This window comes from Streptococcus oralis (genome assembly GCF_026782085.1).
Taxonomy (GTDB): Bacteria; Bacillota; Bacilli; order Lactobacillales; family Streptococcaceae; genus Streptococcus; species Streptococcus oralis_DA.
Window position 1 is genome coordinate 604,043 of the sequence record NZ_JAKUVW010000004.1, and the last position, 19,668, is coordinate 623,710.

Genomic DNA, 19,668 nt, shown 5'->3' on the forward strand with positions numbered 1-19,668 from the left:
TTTCTATTATATCAAATATAAGTCCGTTTGTAACTAGCGAAGAATTCTTTTGTTCGTTCTTCTTTCGGATGATTGATGATTTCATCCGGTGTGCCAGACTCGATGATTTTCCCTTTATCTAGGAATAAAACCTTGTCTGCCACTTGGGCTACAAAAGACATATCGTGACTGACCAAAATCATGGTCTGACCTGACTTGGCAGCATCTGCAATAGACTTCTCTACCTCACCGACCAACTCTGGGTCAAGGGCTGAAGTGGGCTCGTCCAAGAGCAAGACATCTGGTTTCATAGCAAGCGCACGCGCGAGGGCAACCCGTTGCTTTTGTCCACCTGATAAGTGGCGAGGATAATGGTTTTCACGGTCAGAAAGACCAACCTTGGCCAACTCCTCCTTGGCGATTTTTGTTGCTTCCTCGTCCGATAATTTCTTAACGACAACCAAACCTTCCTTGACATTGTCAAAAGCTGTTCGGCGTTCAAACAGATTAAACTGTTGGAAAACCATAGACAACTTGCGACGAAGGGTTAGGATCTCTTCTTGGCTAATCTTAGAAAAATCAACTTTAAAATTGTCAATCTGAATCGTTCCACTATCTGGAGTTTCAAGGTAGTTCAAACTACGAAGAAAGGTTGATTTCCCAGCTCCAGATGAACCTATCAAAGCCACTACCTCACCTTTTTGGATATCCAAGTTCAGATGATTCAAGACTGTCTGTCCTGAAAAGGATTTGCTTAAATTCGAAATCTTAATCATTAACGAAGGTCTCCTTTCACATCTGTAGATACTGTATCCGGCGCTGAGATAGCCATTTTTCTCTCGATGAAACGGCCGAGGCTTTCAATTCCGATATTGACCACCCAATAAACAAGGGCAACAGAGATAAAGCGCTCAAAATAGCGGTAATCAGCTCCACCTAAAATCTGAGCTTGGGCAAAGACCTCCACAACACCTGCACTAAAGGCTAGAGAAGTTCCCTTGGTCAAACCGATGAGGGAATTAATCAAGGTTGGAGTCGCCACAACGGCCGCATTTGGAATAATCACGCGACGGTAAACTTGAGCTCGCGTCATACCCAAACTGCGTGCCGCCTCAATTTCACCGGGATTAACAGAAAGGATGGCCGCACGAATCGTTTCACTTGCATAAGCCGCCTCATTAAAAGCAAAGGCCACAATCGCAAAAAGCGCCGCTGGAATCGCATTGATATTGAGACCAGTTCCCCATTGTTGGTTGATAGCTTTCAGCGCTAAAGGTATTCCGTAGTAGGTCAACATAAGTTGAACTAGGATTGGGGTACCTTTTAAGAAACTGACGAAAAAGGCCTGCAAGGGATATAGAATCTTAACACGATTGATCTTAACAATGGCAAAAATTAGGGCAAGTAGCAAACCAAAGAGTGCACCTCCAAGCGTCAACATCAAGGTTGTAGGCAGTTGTTGGACAATCCTTGGAATTCCATCAAAGACCGAACGCAAACTAAAGAGCTTACCATCCGGAATGAGTTGCATCAAACTTTGGTACCAATCTGATGCTAAAAATGTTGTAACCGTCATAAAAACATCCTCTCCTGATAATGATTCATTCTATCATACTTCTGCTCGCAAGCAAATTATTTGCTACGGGCTGCTCAGACTTTGTCTATCTTCTAGTTTATCACACTTTAAAACAGGGATGCTATATATTTTACCTATCAAGGAGATAAATAAAAACTATCTCAAACCTAAGTTCTCATAGGGTTTTCTATAGCCGATTTGTTTAACAGCACCATTCTCCACCAAAATTGGACGTTTCATTAACATGCCATCACTCGCTAGAAGCTTGGCTGCTTCTTGTTTTGACAAACTTTCCACCTTATCTTTTAGGCCCAGTTCGCGGTATTTGATCCCGCTGGTATTGAAAAATTGTTTCACTTCAAAACCGGAAGTTTCCAACCAGTTTAAAATCACGTCTTCACTTGGGGTTTCTTCTACGATGTGGACATCTTGGTATTCCAGTCCAAGTTGATCTAATTCATTTTTTGCTTTCTTACAAGTTGAACATTTTGGGTATTCGATAAATTCTAACATCTTCTTTTCTTTCTATTCTTTATTTTCTTGAAATGCTGCACCTTCATGTTGCAAGAGCCAGGCTTTCTTTTCGACTCCCGATGCATAGCCTATCAAGCGATTGCCTGACCCTAGCACACGATGACAGGGAACGAGTATGGACCAAGGATTGCGCCCCACTGCTCCGCCAATTGCTTGGGCAGAAGCTACTTGCAAGTCTTGCGCTATTTGTCCATAAGTCACTGTCTGACCATAAGGAATGGCCTGTAAATAAGCCCAGACCCGCTTTTCAAAATCTGTTCCAATAGGAGCCAAAGGTAAATCAGATAGATCCTGAACACTGCCTTCGAAATAGATATCTAAATAGGAAATAACTTGCTCTAATACAGAATGGCTAGCAACTTCTTCTATCGTTTCATCCCCTAATCCCCTCTCAAAATGGGTTTGGTCCTGTACCCAAATTCCATACAGATATTGCTCGTCAGCAACTAAGGATAAGGTTCCAATCGGCGACGGGTAGAGCATTTTTGCGTACTTTTTCTGCTTCATTTTTTTAATTTCTGATAGGCCAAACGTTCCCCATCAACTGGAACCTTACCGACCTGTTGGAAGCCCAGCTTTTCAAAGATATGCTGCATGGCCTTGTTTTCTGCATGCGTATCTGAACGAAAATCTAGATAATCAAAACCTTCAATCAAGCCTTCTAGGAAAGTCTGAGCAACTCCTTGTCCTTGGACATCTGTTGCCACAGCGATACGGTGAAAGACCAGATATTCTGATTCTCCCCCCTGCCAACTTCCTTCATAAATGCCTTCATAGGATTTCTCTGGACTCTTGGTCACAGCAGCATAGGCTAGTAGTTCTCCTTCTTCCAAGGCCACATAGGCTTGACCTGAGATGATATCATCGATAATGATGTCGGCATTTGGATAGCCATTTTGCCACTGGTCGCTACCAGACTTGGCTAAGCACTTTTTAGCATCCTCCATCACCTGCATAATCGCATCTACTTCGTTTGGAAAAGCTAAACGAATCTCCATCTTTTCCCCTCATTTCTAACTAGTTTCTCTCATCATAGCATAATTTAAAGCTTTCTACAAGCAGTTGAAACTTGACTTTTGTTTTTTATTATTTTATAATCTAGTTATCGAAACTAGATAAAAAGGAGTTGGAAATGAATTCTAACTTTTCCTACCCAAAATGGGAAGACATTCCAAACATTGACCTCTATCTGGATCAGGTTTTACTCTATGTCAATCAGGTCTGTGCCCCTATCTCTCCAGATAAGGACAAGGGTCTAACAGCATCCATGGTCAATAACTATGTCAAACATGGTTACCTGACAAAGCCAGACAAGAAAAAATACCAACGCAAACAGATTGCCCGTTTGATTGCTATCACCACTCTCAAGTCTGTCTTTTCGATCCAAGAAATCGCTCAGACACTTAATACTCTACAAACTCAAGCGAGCTCAGACCAGCTCTACGATGCTTTTGTGGACTACATGAACCATGGGATTGATCCAGAAAATCCTATTATCCAAACCAGTTGTCAAACGGTTAAACTCTATCATCAAACTCTAGACTTAATCCTTATCAAAGAAGAGGAGGAAATCCAATGAATACCAGTCTAAAGCTCAGTAAAAAACTCAGTTTTGGAGAGGAGATTGCCAATAGCGTGACCCATGCTGTGGGTGCTGTTATCATGCTCATCTTGCTCCCTATTTCATCCACCTATAGTTATGAAGCACATGGGTTTTTATCATCTTTTGGTGTTTCTATCTTTGTTATCAGTCTCTTTCTCATGTTCCTCTCGTCAACCATTTACCACTCTATGGTCTATGGTTCGACCCACAAATACGTCTTGCGAATCATCGACCATTCTATGATTTATGTGGCTATCGCAGGCTCTTACACGCCGGTCGTATTGACTTTGATGAATAACTGGTTTGGCTATCTCATTATTGCCATTCAGTGGGGAACGACCATCTTTGGCATCCTCTATAAAATCTTTGCTAAAAAGGTCAATGAGAAATTCAGCCTTGCCCTTTACCTGATTATGGGCTGGTTGGTTCTGGCTATCATTCCTGCCATTATCAGTCAAACAACGCCAATTTTCTGGAGTCTCATGGTAACTGGCGGACTCTGTTATACAGTTGGAGCTGGATTTTACGCTAAGAAAAAACCTTATTTCCACATGATTTGGCATCTCTTTATCCTAGCGGCGTCTGCACTCCAATATATTGCCATTGTTTATTACATGTAAAAAAGTTGAGAATTTTTTCTCAACTTTTTTCTTTACACATATTGATAAAATACTGGTGCAAGCCAACATCATCTGTCAATTCTGGATGAAAAGAAGTTACCAGCATATTTTTTTCTTGGGCTGCAACGATTTGATCATCAACTGTTGCTAGAATTTCTACACCCTCTCCAACACTGCTGATAATCGGTCCACGGATAAAAGTCATGGGAATCTGACCGACTCCCTTACATTCTGCCTCTGTATAGAAGCTTCCTAGTTGGCGCCCATAAGCATTGCGCTCAACCACTATATCCATGGTTCCAAGATGACTTTCTTCCTGAGAAGTGATTTCCTTAGCCAGCAAAATCAAACCGGCGCAGGTTCCAAAGACTGGGAGTCCAGATAAAATAGCTTCTCGGATGGGAAGCAGCATCTGCTGGTCACGCAAGAGCTTGCCCATGGTTGTAGACTCCCCACCAGGTAATATCAAACCCGCCAAGTCACTCTGATGTTTCTGAAAATCATCTAAATTTCTGATTTGGACACTAGCGACTCCTAGTTTATCTAGCACTTTTTCATGTTCTGCAAAGGCACCCTGCAAGGCCAATATTCCAATTTTCATCTATTTTCCTCGCTCTGCCATGAGAATTTGAATTTCACTCTCATTGATACCAACCATGGCTTCCCCTAGGTCTTCAGAGATTTGAGCCAGAATTTGAGGATTTTGGTAGTTGGTTACGGCTTTGACAATAGCACTTGCTCGTTTAACAGGGTCGCCTGATTTGAAAATACCTGAACCGACAAAGACACCCTCTGCCCCCAATTGCATCATCAGCGCAGCATCTGCTGGCGTTGCCACACCTCCAGCTGCAAAGTTAACAACTGGTAATTTTCCATGTTCATGGACGTATTGGACCAATTCAACAGGGACTTGCAAGTCCTTGGCAGCCACATAAAGTTCATCCTCACGGAGATTTTGAATGCGACGGATTTCTTGATTCATCATGCGCATATGGCGAACGGCTTGAACAATGTCACCTGTACCCGGTTCTCCTTTTGTCCGAATCATGGAAGCTCCTTCAGCAATACGACGCAAGGCTTCACCCAAGTCCTTAGCTCCACAGACAAAAGGAACTTGGAATTCCTTCTTATCCACATGGAAACGGTCGTCAGCTGGAGACAGCACTTCACTCTCATCGATATAGTCAATCTCAATAGCCTCTAAAATCTGAGCTTCAACAAAATGCCCAATTCTGACCTTGGCCATCACTGGAATACTGACCGCTTCTTGGATTTCCTTAATCATCTTTGGATCACTCATACGGGAAACCCCACCAGCTGCCCGAATATCAGCTGGAATCCGCTCCAAGGCCATAACAGCTGCCGCACCAGCAGCCTCTGCGATACGAGCCTGTTCAGGGTTCTGAACGTCCATGATAACCCCACCTTTGAGCATCTGTGCCAAGTTTTTATTTAGTTCATAACGATTTTCAGTCATTTCTTAATCCTCATCATTTGTATTGGTAGCTACCATTTCATTTTAAGCCAGATTAGAATGAAGTACAAGATAGAAAAAGGATAATTGTGTGGGTACAGATTGACACTCAATGAAAATCAAAGAGCAAACTAGGAAGCTAGCCGCAGGCTGTACTTGAGTACGGTAAGGCGAAGCTGACGTGGTTTGAATTTGATTTTCGAAGAGTATAACTAAAAAACTATCTGACCTTAACTTAAGGCCAGATAGCTCAGCTATTGTTATTTTTCAGCTGTAAGTGCAGCCATTGTAATGTAGTTGTATGGTTTGTTGAAATGTGGCAAGAAGAATAGGTCTGTCAAAGCCAATTTATCAATGGTTACATGCTCTTGGATAGCAAGTGAGAACATGTGGATTCCCATACTGATAGCAGCATCATGTGAAACCATTTGTGCACCAAGGATTTCGCGGCTGTCTTTGTCAAAGACAATCTTGATGGCAACTTCGTGGTTGTCATGTTTGATAAATTCTGGTTTTTGAAGATCGTTAAATCCAGTTTCAGTTGCATTATAGCCAGCAGCTTTGGCTTTTTCAAGAGTCAAACCAGTCGAAACCATGTGAAGACCGTAGATAGAGATACCGTTTGATCCTTGAACTCCGATTCCTTCCAATTCATGACCACAAGCGTTATAAGCACCAACGATACCAGTACGTACAGCGTTAGAAGCAAGAGCGATGTAGCTAGTGTCTTTACGAGCATTGTCATAAACAGTTGCACAGTCACCAACAGCGTATACACCTGGGATAGATGTTTCTTGTTTCTTATCTACAAGGAAGGCACCGTTACGGAAGAGTTCAATCTTACCGTCAGCAAGAGCTGTGTTTGGACGGAAACCAACAGCAAGAACTACCATATCTACATCAAATGTTTCTTTGTCTGTTACCAAGCGTTCAACTTTTCCATCACCTTGGATGGCTTTAACTGTTTGACCAAGAGCCAAGCGGATGTTGTGGTCTTCCAAGTTCTTCGCCATCATTTGAGTGAAGTCTTTGTCATAGTAGCCGTTCAAGACTGTGTCTACGATATCGACAAGCACCACTTCTTTTCCAAGACGCTCAAAGGCTTCGGCAAGTTCTACACCGATGTAACCACCACCAACAACGGCAATGCGCTCAAGGTGTTTGCTCTTGTCTTCAAGTTTTTCAATAACTTCTTCAGCGTTTTGGTACAATTTAACAAATTGTACATTTTCAAGAGTCGCTTTGAATTCGCGGTTACCCTTAACGATTTCAACACCTTCGATTGGAGGCAAGATTGGAGTTGAACCAGTTGCAAAGATCAATTTATCATAAGACTCTTTGTGTTCTTTACCTTCAACTTCTGCTGTCACAACTTTGTTATCGTAGTCAATTGAAAGAACTGGTGAGTTCATGTAAACTTTAGCACCTTTTGCTTCCAATTTTTCTTTATCAGAGTAGAAGAGACCTTCTGGGCCATCAATTTGTTCCCCGATCCAAAGCGCCATTCCACAACCAAGGAATGAAATATTTGAGTTTTGGTCAAATACTACGATTTCGTTCTCATGTCCGAAGTTGTCCAACATGGTATTAATACAAGCTGTACCAGCGTGGTTAGCACCAACTACAACGATTTTACTCATAGAAAAATTCCTACCTTTAATTTTTGATTTACCTTTCTAGTATATCATTTACTGTTAGCGTTTACAAGATATTTGCTCAGAATTCTCTTTTTTTCAGAAAAAAATACACTTAACATTGATAAATCCAATTTTTCTATCGCTTTCATATTAGTTTTGAGCATATTTCTTGACTTTTTGTCAAAATTCATTTGTGAAAACGCTGACTTTATGATATGCTAGATACATGGAAAGAAAATGTAAGGGGTTTAATTTTTCTTTAACCAACTTATATTAAATGATTTCCTATAAAGAGAAAGGAGCTGGTAGCTTGCCTCTTCATTCACGTTCTGAACGGCTAATGGGAACAACGATCACGATTTCATTAGTAGATGAACAGGCTGATTGCCTACTTCAAGGAGCCTTTGATTTGCTCAAGGAACTCGAATACCGCTTTAACGCCAACAGTCAAGAATCTGAACTGATGGAAATCAACTACCAGGCTGGAATCAAACCTGTTAAGGTTCACCCTGACCTGTTTGAACTGATTGTTCTTGGGTTAGAACATAGTCTAGCTCCATCTAGCCATCTCAACATCAGTATTGGTCCCTTGATTCAAACCTGGCGAATCGGATTTGCAGATGCACGGCTTCCAGACTCTAAAGAAATCGAAGCTGTCTTGCCTCTAGTTGACCCGCATTTTATCAAGTTGGATCCGACTAGCTCTACTGTCTTTTTAGAGAAGAAAGAAATGAAGCTTGATTTAGGTTGTTTAGCTAAGGGCTATAGTGCAGATAAGGTTGCCCAGTATTTAAAAGCACACGGTGTTACCTCTGCCTTGATCAATCTCGGAGGAAATATCCTCACCATCGGGAATAACCAAGCTAAAGAAGGGAATGCCTGGCAGATTGGGATTCAAGATCCGCGAAATCCTCGTGGCAATCATCTCCTAACGATCCCTGCTTCTAACAAATCCGTTGTCACTTCAGGTATCTATGAACGCCACCTGACAGTAGATGGAAAAGACTATCACCATATCTTTGATAGTGAGACAGGATTCCCTGTCGAAACCGATCTTGCTAGCCTAACGATTATCTCTGATAAATCCGTTGATGGTGAGATATGGACAACACGCCTTTTCGGAGAACGAAGCGCTTCTATCCTCTGGCAAGTCGAAAGTATAGATGGTATTGAAGCCATCCTCATCGACAAAGAGGGACGCCTTGCATGTTCTTCAGGCCTTCAAAATTGTATTATGTAAAAAGAGAAAGGAAATCTCATGCTAAAACTTATTGCCATTGTTGGAACGAACTCTAAACGTTCTACAAACCGCCAATTGCTCCAATACATGCAAAAACACTTTGCTGATAAAGCTGAAATTGAACTCGTTGAAATCAAGGATATCCCTGTTTTCAACAAACCAGCAGATAAACTTCTTCCTGCTGAAATTCTTGAAATTGCGGCTAAAATTGAAGCATCTGATGGTGTCATCATCGGTACCCCTGAGTACGACCACTCAATCCCTGCAGTTTTGATGAGCACTCTTGCTTGGCTATCTTACGGTATCTACCCACTTTTGAACAAACCAATCATGATCACTGGTGCTTCTTACGGTACACTTGGTTCATCTCGTGCCCAATTGCAACTTCGTCAAATCTTGAACGCTCCTGAAATCAAGGCAAATGTTCTTCCAGATGAATTCTTGCTCTCACACTCTCTTCAAGCATTTAACCCAAGTGGTGACTTGGTTGACCTTGATGTCATCAAGAAATTGGATGCCATCTTTGATGACTTCCGTATCTTCGTGAAGATTACTGAGAAATTGCGCAATGCACAGGAATTGCTTCGCAAAGATGCAGAAGAATTTGACTGGGAAAATTTGTAAGATAGGAGACCGAAAGAATGAAATTTGTTGGACTTGTTGGATCAAACTACGATCAATCATATAACCGCAAACTCTTGGAATTTATCCGTCGCAATTTCAAATTCAAATTTGAATTAGAAGTTCTTGAAATCGACGAAGTTCCAATGTTTAACCAAGACGAAAAATGGGACGAAAGTTTCCAATTGCGTTTCTTGTATAACAAGATTACACGTGCTGATGGTGTCATTATCGCCACTCCTGAGCACAACCACACTATCTCAGCTTCACTCAAATCTGTACTTGAATGGCTTTCATACGAAGTTCATCCATTTGAAAACAAGCCTGTTATGATTGTGGGTGCATCATACTACGACCAAGGAACGTCACGCGCCCAAGTTCACCTTCGTAAAATCCTTGATGCTCCCGGTGTCAATGCCTACACTCTTCCAGGTAACGAATTTCTTCTTGGCAAAGCTAAGGAAGCTTTTGATAACAACGGAAATATCACCAACGAAGGAACTGTTAAATTCCTTGAAACTTGCTTAGATAACTTTGTAAAATACGTAGGAGTCGTTTCGAAATTGAAAAAACCAAAACCAATCGAACCAGAAGACTTGGATTGTGGAAAACCAATTGCTACAACCATTACAGAAGTTGATCCTGACGATCCAGAATGGGTAGAAAAAGTTGCAGCAATCACTGGAGCTGTTTCTGGTGATACCTATGTCAAATTGGACCACGGTATCTTGACAGTTAACCAAATTGATATGTTTTTGAAAGCTATGCCGTTTGAATTGACATACGCTGACGACAACAACCAATTCCTATACTACAACAACGCTCACCAAGATCCAGACACCATGTTTGCTAAACGTGTACCACCTCAATCAGGTAGCCGTATGTCGACTGTTCATGGTTCTCTTCCACCAGCACGTATGAAGAACGTAGAGTGGGTTATCGGAACACTTCGCAACGGAAACCAAGAATACGTCCGTACGATCGTTCCAGGTTCTCCTGCAGGTGTCATCAACACACACAACTACCAAGCAATGTACTATCCTGATGGATCATACGCTGGTATCAATGAAATCGTCTTTAACTTCCAACCATGGCTTGACTGGTACCTAAAAGAGACTGGTCAACGTTTGGTAGGTGGTAGCGGACCATTTGCTCCTGCTGCTGGAGGTCATGGAGACGCCGATGCTACTTCCGGCGCTTCTGATTCAGGTGATGCTGGAGGCCACGGTGGTGACGCTGACGCTACATCTGGCGCAAGCAACTAAGAAACCAAAAGGAGCCATTTGGCTCCTTCTTTTTTATTACAACAGAAAAGGGGAATGTAAATCATCTACACCCCCTTTCATTTTATGAGTTAGGATCATCTATACTACGGCCGTGCAAACCTTTTTCACGTTGTACCTGACGTAGTTTTTCTGGTGTGACGTCATTGCCTTCCTCGTCCACAATTTTGATTCCCTCGATGTGGTGACGAACAGATCGACGATAGCCTTCGATGTACTCCTCACGAAGTTTAGCTTGTTCCACTTTTTCAGCAGAAGTTAAGCCTTCTGTTTTTTTCTTTTTGGCAAGCTCATTGATACGAGCGATTTTTTTCGGATCCATTTCTTCTCCTTTGTGATAAGATACAGTTCGTTTGACTGAGTTTATTTAGTATTGATTTGGTTGAAACGTGCAAGTTTAGCTGCTTTCTTGGTTAATTGCGACAAGATAGCCAAACGATTTTGCCGGACAGCCTGGTCTTCAGCCATTACCATGGTATTTTCAAAGAAAGCATCAATAACTGGGCTAAGCTCAAAGAGTTGTTCTAATTGCTGACTTGCAGTCCCTGACAAAACAAGTGATTCTACGGCTTCTACCAAGGCTTTCTCTTCTTCATTCTCAAAGAGAGCAGGATCAACAGTATCAGATCCTTCTGCTTTCTCAGCCAAGTTGAAAGCACGTGAGAGGGATTCGACAGATGGTTTGAAATCTTCTTTCTTGCTTGCTTCCACAAGAGCACTTGCTGCTTCTAGCATATCCGCCACAACAAAGTTTGAACTTGCAAGAACTGCTTCCTTGATATCTTTTGGAGTAGAACCCATCATCTTATCAACACGAGCCTTGATAAAGTCCATGACCTCTGCTTTATTTTCATAAGTCAAGCTGTCGAATTTCAAAGTATAAAGGCTATCGATCAGCTCATCCATAGCAATGTGCCAACCAAAAGCATCCAAGATACGAACCACACCTTGCGTCGCACGACGAAGGGCATAAGGGTCGTTAGAACCTGATGGAATCAAACCTACTGAGAAGAAACTCAAAATCGTATCCAATTTGTCTGCAATGGCTAGAATGGCTCCAACCTTGCTCTCTGGAAGTTCGCCTTCGGCAGCTGTAGGCATGTAGTGTTCACGAATAGCAGCCGCAACTGCTGGAGTTTCTCCAGCAAGAAGAGCATATTTCTCACCCATAATACCTTGGAGCTCATCAAACTCACCAACCATCCCCGTCAACAAGTCAAACTTGTAAATGGCTGCTGCACGAGCAAGGTCAACTGTTTCATCCACTGACAAACCTGCTTTTTCTGCCAAGAGAATGGCAATCTGCCCCGTACGAATCATGTGTTCACGAAGAGAACCAATCTTTTCGTGGAAGGTCACATGGTTCAATTTTTCGACTAGGTCAGAAATGACCAATTTTTGGTCTTCACGCCAGAAGAATTCACCGTCTTCCAAGCGGGCAACCAAAACTTTTTCATTTCCCTTGATAACATTTTCCAAATGCTCTGCGTTTCCGTTACGGACTGAAATGAAGTTTGGTAAGAGTTTACCGTCTTGATCACGAACAACGAAGTAGCGTTGGTGTTCCTTCATCGAAGTAACCAAGACTTCTTCTGGAACCTCAAGGTATTTAGCATCAAAACTTCCCATAAAGGCAGTTGGGTATTCAACCAAGTTCAAGACTTCATTCAGTAAGTCAGCATCAATTTCGATACGGACCCCATGTTCAGCTTCAATTGCTTTGATTTGATCAACAATCATTTGCTCACGTTCACGAGGATCCGCAATTACAAACTGTTCACGAAGGTCTTCTTCATAGCTCAATGCTGACTGAATCTTAGTTTCTTGTCCCAAGAAACGATGACCGCGACTCACACGACCGCCCTTGATATCAAGGAAATCCAAATCAAACTCTTGCTCGTCCAAGAGAACTGTCAAAGTATGTACAGGGCGGATGTATTCAAAGGTGTTGTTAGCCCAGTGCATGCTAACAGGGAAAGTTAGGGATTTTAAGACATCTACAACACCAGGAACAATGGCTTCAACTGGTTGCCCCACTTCTTCCTTGGTAACATAGACATATTCTTCACCCTTGATTTCACGGAATTCAATATCTTCAACTGTCAAGCCTTTCCCACGGACAAATCCTTGAGCTGCTTTGGTGAAGTTTCCATCACTATCCAATGCAATTTTCTTTGCTGGTCCCTTGAAATCTTCTGTCAAATCAGACTGTTTGTCTGCAAGACCAGTCACACGAACAGCCAAACGGCGTGGTGTTGAGAAGGTTTGAATGGCTTCAAAAGATAGGCGGTTTTCCTTGAGGAAGGCTGCCATTTTTTCACCTAGTTGTTTTTCGCTTGGAGTTACTACGTAGGCAGGTAACTCTTCAAGACCGAGTTCTACTAATAAGTTTTTTGTCATGTTTTTTCTCCGAAAAGTATCTTTTTATTTTCCAGTTTGCCTTATGTGATTGGCACGCAAGCAACCAACTTCGTTGTTTCATTGCTAAAATTGGAGCCGAAAGTCTCCAATTTTGCCTAGTATCCTTAGCTTCACTAAGGATACCTTCATCACTGCGGCAACTGGATCAAGGCTCACTCTGTTCGCCCATTTTCGTAAACCGTCACTCTCTTTATTCTGCGTCTTCTGCTAGGAGTTTAGCTCGTGTTGCTTCATCCAAAAGTGGGTAGCCTAGGCGTTTGCGTTCTGCGACAAAGGTTTTAGCTACGACACGGGCTAAGTTACGGATACGGGCGATATAGCCTGCGCGCTCTGTTACAGATACGGCACCACGCGCATCAAGCAGGTTAAAGGTGTGTGAACATTTGAGAACATAGTCATAGGCAGGGTGAACCAAGCCTTCTTCCAAGGCACGACCAGCTTCCTTTTCAAACTTATCAAAGTTTTCAAGCAACATTTCTTGGTTCGAAATTTCAAATGAATATTTTGAGTGCTCATACTCAGGCTGGATGAAGATTTCTCCGTATTTTACACCATCTGCCCACTCAATATCATAGACAGAGTTGACTTCTTGAATGTAAGAAGCCAAACGTTCCAAACCATAGGTAACTTCCGCAGTCACAGGGCCCGTTGCCAATCCACCAACTTGTTGGAAATAAGTGAACTGAGTGATTTCCATCCCATCAAGCCAAACTTCCCAACCGAGACCAGCTGAACCAGTCGATGGATTTTCCCAGTTATCTTCAACGAAACGAATATCGTGTTCCAAAGGATTGATACCCAATTTTTCCAAAGACTCAAGGTAAAGTTCCTGGATATTTGATGGAGATGGCTTCATAACCACTTGGAATTGGTGGTGTTGGTAGAGACGGTTAGGGTTTTCCCCATAACGACCGTCAGCAGGACGACGTGATGGCTCTACATAAGCCGCATTCCATGGCTCAGGTCCGATAGCACGAAGGAAGGTATAAGGACTCATTGTCCCCGCACCTTTTTCATTATCATAAGCCTGCATGAGCATACAACCTTGGTCATTCCAAAATTGTTGCAAAGTCAAAATAATTTCTTGAAATGTTAATTTCTTAGACATTGAATACTCCTTAATAAAAAATGATTTTTTGCGACACGAGTCTGCCTTGTCGATTATACGAGGCAAGACGAGTTAGTACTGCGTCTAGCTCAGGCACTCTAGTGCTGAGCATGGGGCAGTCCGACTGTAAGGAGGTCTCTGTCACTGACGCAGTGGAAAGTCAATTTCTTAGACATTGTTTACTCCTTTAATTTATATTATCTTTTTAGCTTTATTCATCAAGCAACCAAGAAAAAGCTGGGTCCTGAAAAATATGACGTTTGGGAACCGTTTGTAAATTCTGATCGCATTCGTCTATTGTACCTAGTTTCAAAGCACAGACTTCTGGTATATTTTCTTGAGCAGTGAAAATTTGACTATGACAGTTCTGACAGTAATAGCGTTGTTTTCCTGGAGATGAACTATAGGTAACCAACTGTTCTTTTCCATGCAATACTAGGTTTTTACTGCTAACTTTGGCATTCACTGTATAGGCAGACGCAGTTGCTTTCCGACAGAATGAGCAGTGGCAAAAAACTAATTCCGACAATTCCTCATCTAAAGTGTAGGTCACTGCTTTGCATAAACAAGATCCTTTAAACATTATGCTCCTTTCTACTTAGGCATTAGACGAAATTCAAAAAGAACCGAATTTCAACACCCAAGCCTTGCGACTAGGGGCGTCAAAAACGCGGTTCCACCCTAATTTATTACTTCATTGTTTTTAAAAATACGACAGAAAGCGCCAGTTTCTTACCTTGTTCTACTTGGCTCCCACTACCCCAAGCTCGCTTGAAGAACGCCATAAGACTTTCTTTCCTAGCTAGTATTATAGCAGATTTTCTAGCTAGTGTAAACCAAAAATGAGTCTGAAAACAAAGTTCCAGACTCATTTATTAGTAAAGCTTCAGAAACTCCTGTTTAAGGATGTCTTTTCGCTTTTGGTTTTTTGCCATGTAGATTTCTCTTGGCTTGTTTCAAGGCTGTAATGGCATCTTTGACATCTTCTTGGCTCGCTCCTGGATCTTTAAGGAGTTCCTGTGCTTCTTTAAAGACTAGAAGAAAAGCTGCTTTTTCTTTCTTGTCAGCATAGATAAATCTCGCGTTCTTTTCTTGGAAAAGGCGTTCATCTTTGACCAGTTTCTTTAGACTAGAGAAGTCTGTAGCTTTGCCATTCAGTTTGCTTTTAGCTGTTGCTAGGGCAATGAGAGATTGGTCAATTTGATCCTGTTTGACTCTAGGGTCCACAGCTAGTAAGGCGATTTCTTGGAAGGCACGATCATAAGCTCGACGTACTTTTTCTTTGGCATTCGCATATCGTCCAGTTTTAGTCGTTGCGTAGTAAGCTTTCATAGCTTCTTTCAAGGCTGTAACGTTCGAATCTTTTCCATCCAAAGCTTTACCAGCAGCCTCAAGACTAGCGAGAACGCCATCAATCAATTCTTGCTTCAACTTGCTTGACAAGGCTGACTGCGCCACTTGGAAAGCTTGGTCATAAGCTTTTCTCTTATCTACACTACTATTAAAGTAACGAGACGTTTCTACCAGTTCTTTTTGTTGATTTACCGCAGCAATCAAGGCCAACTTAGACACAACAGATAGACGCAAAGCATTATTTCGACCTGGCTGAACGAGCAAGGAAACGAGATCTTCAAGGAGTTCATATCCAGTTGGCAAGGTGACTTGTACAGTATAACGACCTGTAGCAACTTTCTTACCAAAGGCGTATTGAACGTATTTTTCAGCAGGAAGAGTGATACTTGTCCCATCTTCTCCTTTCAGAACTACTGTAGTCGTCTTTGGAACGGCTTGATTGAAGGAAACAGACACTGGTGCATATTCTAGGAGATTTGCTAGGAAGGTAATGGTTTGGAAACTATTTTCTTCCGTCAAGTCGAACTCTTGGGACAAGGCACTGATAAATTTCAATTCTGTTCGGTCATAACTGAAAATTTCTGCTGTATAATGACCAAATTGTAAGAAATGAATCGCTTTTGTCTTGTCAACATCAACATATTGCCCCTTGCTATTTTTGATTCGATAGACGTAGAGGGTATCAATATCCTGATTTGTTTTTGCATCCTTCAAGTCAATTTTAACTCGACCACTATTTTGATCGCGGACAAGTTCAGCAAGTGAGATATAGTCTACATTTCCTGCATAGTCCTCAACAAGATAGTAAATATTAGCCTTGTCAACATCCTTAGGGAGTGTATAACTACCATCAGCATTGGCTTTGATCAGATGGGTGTTTTCAAGCGCACGAGTTCCAGACTGGTCTTTCCCAGTTAGAACCATGGTCCCTTTCTGGTCAAATGGTGTGATATAGAAGACTTTTTCTGAAAGGATACCACCTTGACCGACATCTTTTGGTTTGCGAGCTACGAATTCTTGGTTTCCATCTTTAAAGCGAATATAACCACTTGTGATGACAGGTTTTTGAGTATCAATTTGAATTTTAAAGGTCGTGTATTGTTCTTTAGCTCCTGGAACGTCTGGTGTATAACTGATAACATAGTCATATAAACCATCTGCAACAGTATTGCCATCAAAATCCTGACCTCTCCAAGCAGTATTATCTAGAATATAGCTTTTCAGATTTCTACTGTCTCCATCAAAATAATTCTTACGAAGATCCTTTGCATCGCCCTCCCAAATAGGATGTTCATGCTTGGTATCCGTAGCCGCATAAACTGTTGCCCGAAGATTTACAAGATTTCTCAAAGCAACCGTTTTGTATTCAACCAGGTCTTTGTTTCCATCATCGTTTGGAGAAATGGCAATACGGACATTCCCTTTTTCGTCCAACTGAAGAACATGCTTACCTTCAGCATTTTGTTCGATTCCAAGAACGGTAATTCGGCGTCCTTGGCGTTGACCTTTAGACACTAGAAGGTCATTTTGCAAGGTAGCTAGATAGGTAGCATCATTAGAGTAGTTAACGGCAGGATTTTCCTTGTCTACTTCCGTGTAAAATCCGTTTTTCCCTTCTCGAACAAGGTTGTAAATTGGTTTTTCGACAGCGGGGAGATTTTGGAATTCTCCTCGGAAGCCCATAAATGCAAGACTCACAATATCCCCATCATCTGCTGGATCTACAAATCGAACAAAACCTTCAAGGAAATAGCCATTTGGCATTTGTTTGCTGAGTTCAGCAGCAAATTTTCGAGCATCCACTTTAACAGTGACTGTTTGACTGCTGTGGGCTTTGACCGTCACTTCAGGCCAGACTGTCTCCGTTAGTTTTCGAGGTCGAAGGGTGAATTTTCCATCTTGGACCTCGTCTGTATTGGTATTCACTACCATCTTGAGAGTACGGTCAGTATCTGAAATATTGTGTACAGTGACCTTGAAAGTAAATTGGTCTCCAACATTTCCTAAAGTTACACTTGGATAACCATTTTCACCCGTTACATAGAGGTCTGTTGACACTGCAGCAGCTGTATCCACAATACCAGAACCTTGCTGACGAGGAGAGGTATAAGTGCCTGTGTCCTTATTAACATGTGGTTTTGCAGTTGACATGATCAAGGCCTTGACAGTCTCTGATACTTGCTCAGGAGTCAATTCTGGATGGTGTTTTTGAAGGTATTCCTTAACCAAAACTGCAACACCCGTAACGTGAGGAGCCGCCATACTGGTTCCGCTGATACTACCATAGGTATTGTCATTAAAGGATGAGTAGATATTGCCGCCAGGAGCTGTCACGTCTGGTTTCAATTGTCCATCGGTAGTCACTCCCCAACTTGAAAAGTCAGATAGCTGATTGGCTACATCAGAAGGACGATTATCCATCTTACCATTAAAAACAATCTTGTAGTTTCCTGATTTTAAGGCTTCACCATACTGTTTAGAAATAAATACAGAAGGAATTTTCTTTGCTTCATCGTCAATAGACATATTGATGTTTGCACCTTCTACATTATTGTAGATCAAAGCACCAACTGCACCGTGTTTTCGTGCATTTTTGATCTTCTCTGAAAAATTCATAGCTCCACGCTGAATGAGGGCAAGTTTCCCAGTTAAATCCAACTTCGCAAAGTCTTCTTCACGACCTAACCCTGCTTCGACGTATTCGTACTCTTTTCCTTTTTCAAAGTCCTTATCTGCTTCAGGTTGATTATAATCAAATTTTCCGTTATGAAGACCGGCATTTCCCTCTAGACCTTTAACTTCAAAAACCGCTGTCGTCAATGTTTTGTTGTTGACAGAAGCAACTGAAATCGAATCCTCAACAGTGGATGGATTTCCAACCAAGCCATAGTCTGGGTTTTCAGCTAATGGTTTTGAATAACCATTTCCGAATGTATTGCTATTTCCTGCTGAGATAAGAACAGAAACTCCCTTGGCACGAGCCCGTTTGATGGCATCCACGATATCGGAACCAGCATCTACCATAGAACCAGTGCTAGAGCCTAAACTCATATTAATGGCATCTGCTCCCAAGGCAACCGCGTCATCAATCGCCTTTACATAAAGGGCAGAACTGGTCGTTTTTTGGCGATCTGAAAAGACACGCATAAACATGACTTGGGCTTCTGGCGCAACACCATAGACCTTTTCACCATTTGGTGCTTCTTTATCAGGGTTTCCAGCTGCAATCCCTGTTACGTGCATCCCATGAGAAGTTCTTTCTGCTTCTTTGATCTTATCTGTTCCGTCAAAGTAATCGTAGGCATAGACAACCTTATCGCTATACCATTTACCGTAGTCGATTCCAGCAGCCTTTTTAGCTGCTTCGATGGCTTCCTTGTTTTTAAATTTTGCTTTTGACGGATCCGAAATTCGAAGAACCTCATGATTCAAATCAAGCCCAGAGTCAATAATGGCAACAACGGTCCCCGTCCCCTTGTAACCAGCCTTCCAAGTTTTTGGTACTGTGATGATATCATTGCTTGAAAGACTATTGGGTTTTGCAGACTCAGCTTTTTCTTGTTCTTTTTCAGTAGTTGCCGTTTCTCCAGTAGTTTTAGGAGCTGTCGTTGCTTGAGCCTCTTTGTTCTCTATGTTAGAAGCCTTCTCAGTAGCAGGCGCTGTACTGGTATCGACTGTTGTTTCTTTTTGAACGACACCTTGATTTTCTTCTTTTGCAACTGCGCTATCTTTTCCTGATTCTTGGGCTTCAGCAGTTTTATCAACCGGAGCATCTACCTTAGCATCTTGTTTACTAGCATCCTCTTTAGAAGTTTCAACTTCTTGTTTCTCTCCAACTACTGGTGCTATCCCATTAGTATTGGTTTGGTCAGTAGAAGAGTTTGAGTGTTTATCGTCTTTTAGCTCTGTCTTGATTGCCTGAGTTTGGGCTTGATTTTCACCTGTACTCTGCTCGTTGGCACTGACTTGACTTGCTCCAAAAACCAAAGCAGTTCCCAATAAAACTGAAGCAAGACCAAATTTGTATTTCCGTAATGAAAAACGTTGTCGTCTATTCATAAATAATCTCCTTTTTCTTTAAAGTATACCTATTATAACGCAAATAATCATAAATTTTCATAAAAATCTGAATTGTCACAAAAATGTAATATTTACGTATATATTTTACTTGTTTAATTTTATCATTCGTGTTATTTGCTCTATCAAACCAATATTTTCT

General features: G+C 41.7%; 18 protein-coding genes. 5 read left to right on the top strand and 13 right to left on the bottom strand.

From position 1 onward, the window contains the following. Positions 1-11: 11 nt before the first annotated feature. The 5 genes from MK395_RS05205 to MK395_RS05225 form a co-directional block, all read right to left on the bottom strand. On the bottom strand, positions 12-755 hold the full coding sequence (locus MK395_RS05205) for an amino acid ABC transporter ATP-binding protein (protein ID WP_268711430.1): 744 nt from the start codon (positions 753-755) through the stop codon (positions 12-14). After that, positions 755-1,555 carry an amino acid ABC transporter permease gene (locus tag MK395_RS05210; RefSeq protein WP_000219166.1) on the bottom strand — a complete coding sequence of 267 codons (801 nt, stop codon included), beginning with the start codon at positions 1,553-1,555 and terminating at the stop codon, positions 755-757. The genes MK395_RS05205 and MK395_RS05210 overlap by 1 nt, the downstream gene beginning before the upstream one ends. 156 nt (positions 1,556-1,711) lie before the next feature. Then, positions 1,712-2,068 (bottom strand): arsenate reductase family protein, encoded by a 357-nt coding sequence (locus MK395_RS05215; protein ID WP_268711431.1) that lies wholly within the window; start codon positions 2,066-2,068, stop codon positions 1,712-1,714. Positions 2,069-2,080: 12 nt separating this feature from the next. Continuing rightward, positions 2,081-2,596 (bottom strand): methylated-DNA--[protein]-cysteine S-methyltransferase, encoded by a 516-nt coding sequence (locus MK395_RS05220; protein WP_042902496.1) that lies wholly within the window; start codon positions 2,594-2,596, stop codon positions 2,081-2,083. Next, positions 2,593-3,087, bottom strand: a complete 495-nt coding sequence (locus MK395_RS05225; RefSeq protein WP_268711432.1) for a GNAT family N-acetyltransferase — start codon at positions 3,085-3,087, stop codon at positions 2,593-2,595. The genes MK395_RS05220 and MK395_RS05225 overlap by 4 nt, the downstream gene beginning before the upstream one ends. Positions 3,088-3,221: 134 nt before the next feature. Between MK395_RS05225 and MK395_RS05230 the strand changes: the two genes are divergently transcribed. Both MK395_RS05230 and trhA read left to right on the top strand, forming a co-directional pair. Next, a complete protein-coding gene (locus MK395_RS05230) occupies positions 3,222-3,668 on the top strand; it encodes a DUF1836 domain-containing protein (RefSeq protein ID WP_001087578.1) in 447 nt (148 codons plus the stop codon). Then, positions 3,665-4,312 (top strand): PAQR family membrane homeostasis protein TrhA, encoded by a 648-nt coding sequence (trhA, locus tag MK395_RS05235; RefSeq protein ID WP_206283503.1) that lies wholly within the window; start codon positions 3,665-3,667, stop codon positions 4,310-4,312. Before MK395_RS05230 ends, trhA begins: the two co-directional genes overlap by 4 nt. A 19-nt stretch (positions 4,313-4,331) precedes the next feature. On the opposite strand, the gene pdxT is transcribed toward trhA, so the two are convergent. From pdxT to nox, 3 genes are all read right to left on the bottom strand, one after another. Then, the gene (gene pdxT / locus MK395_RS05240) at positions 4,332-4,913 is read right to left on the bottom strand and encodes a pyridoxal 5'-phosphate synthase glutaminase subunit PdxT (RefSeq protein WP_044021056.1); all 582 of its coding nucleotides are present in this window, start codon (positions 4,911-4,913) and stop codon (positions 4,332-4,334) included. Next, complete coding sequence (pdxS, locus tag MK395_RS05245) at positions 4,914-5,789, bottom strand: pyridoxal 5'-phosphate synthase lyase subunit PdxS (RefSeq protein ID WP_000138521.1); 876 nt, start codon at positions 5,787-5,789, stop codon at positions 4,914-4,916. Positions 5,790-6,046: 257 nt separating this feature from the next. Continuing rightward, positions 6,047-7,426 (bottom strand): H2O-forming NADH oxidase, encoded by a 1,380-nt coding sequence (nox, locus tag MK395_RS05250; protein WP_000036761.1) that lies wholly within the window; start codon positions 7,424-7,426, stop codon positions 6,047-6,049. Positions 7,427-7,733: 307 nt separating this feature from the next. Between nox and MK395_RS05255 the strand changes: the two genes are divergently transcribed. The 3 genes from MK395_RS05255 to MK395_RS05265 are packed head-to-tail and all read left to right on the top strand — an operon-like array spanning position 7,734 to position 10,549. Continuing rightward, complete coding sequence (locus tag MK395_RS05255; RefSeq protein WP_268711673.1) at positions 7,734-8,663, top strand: FAD:protein FMN transferase; 930 nt, start codon at positions 7,734-7,736, stop codon at positions 8,661-8,663. An 18-nt stretch (positions 8,664-8,681) separates the two neighbouring features. Continuing rightward, positions 8,682-9,287, top strand: a complete 606-nt coding sequence (locus tag MK395_RS05260; RefSeq protein ID WP_268711433.1) for an NADPH-dependent FMN reductase — start codon at positions 8,682-8,684, stop codon at positions 9,285-9,287. A 17-nt stretch (positions 9,288-9,304) separates the two neighbouring features. After that, on the top strand, positions 9,305-10,549 hold the full coding sequence (locus MK395_RS05265) for an NAD(P)H-dependent oxidoreductase (protein WP_000673672.1): 1,245 nt from the start codon (positions 9,305-9,307) through the stop codon (positions 10,547-10,549). 82 nt (positions 10,550-10,631) lie between these two features. Here the strand turns inward: MK395_RS05265 and MK395_RS05270 are convergent, their stop codons facing one another. The 5 genes from MK395_RS05270 to MK395_RS05290 form a co-directional block, all read right to left on the bottom strand. Next, positions 10,632-10,889, bottom strand: a complete 258-nt coding sequence (locus MK395_RS05270) for a DUF896 family protein (protein ID WP_000371290.1) — start codon at positions 10,887-10,889, stop codon at positions 10,632-10,634. 41 nt (positions 10,890-10,930) lie between these two features. Beyond that, entirely contained in the window at positions 10,931-12,967 is a 2,037-nt protein-coding gene (gene glyS / locus MK395_RS05275; protein ID WP_268711434.1) for a glycine--tRNA ligase subunit beta, read from the bottom strand. 211 nt (positions 12,968-13,178) lie between these two features. Next, positions 13,179-14,096, bottom strand: coding sequence for a glycine--tRNA ligase subunit alpha (glyQ, locus tag MK395_RS05280; protein WP_084857176.1), 918 nt, complete (start codon positions 14,094-14,096; stop codon positions 13,179-13,181). A 211-nt stretch (positions 14,097-14,307) separates the two neighbouring features. Next, positions 14,308-14,679 carry a GFA family protein gene (locus MK395_RS05285; protein WP_268711435.1) on the bottom strand — a complete coding sequence of 124 codons (372 nt, stop codon included), beginning with the start codon at positions 14,677-14,679 and terminating at the stop codon, positions 14,308-14,310. A 317-nt stretch (positions 14,680-14,996) separates the two neighbouring features. Continuing rightward, positions 14,997-19,508, bottom strand: coding sequence for a S8 family serine peptidase (locus tag MK395_RS05290; RefSeq protein WP_268711436.1), 4,512 nt, complete (start codon positions 19,506-19,508; stop codon positions 14,997-14,999). Between the last annotated feature and the right edge of the window lie 160 nt (positions 19,509-19,668).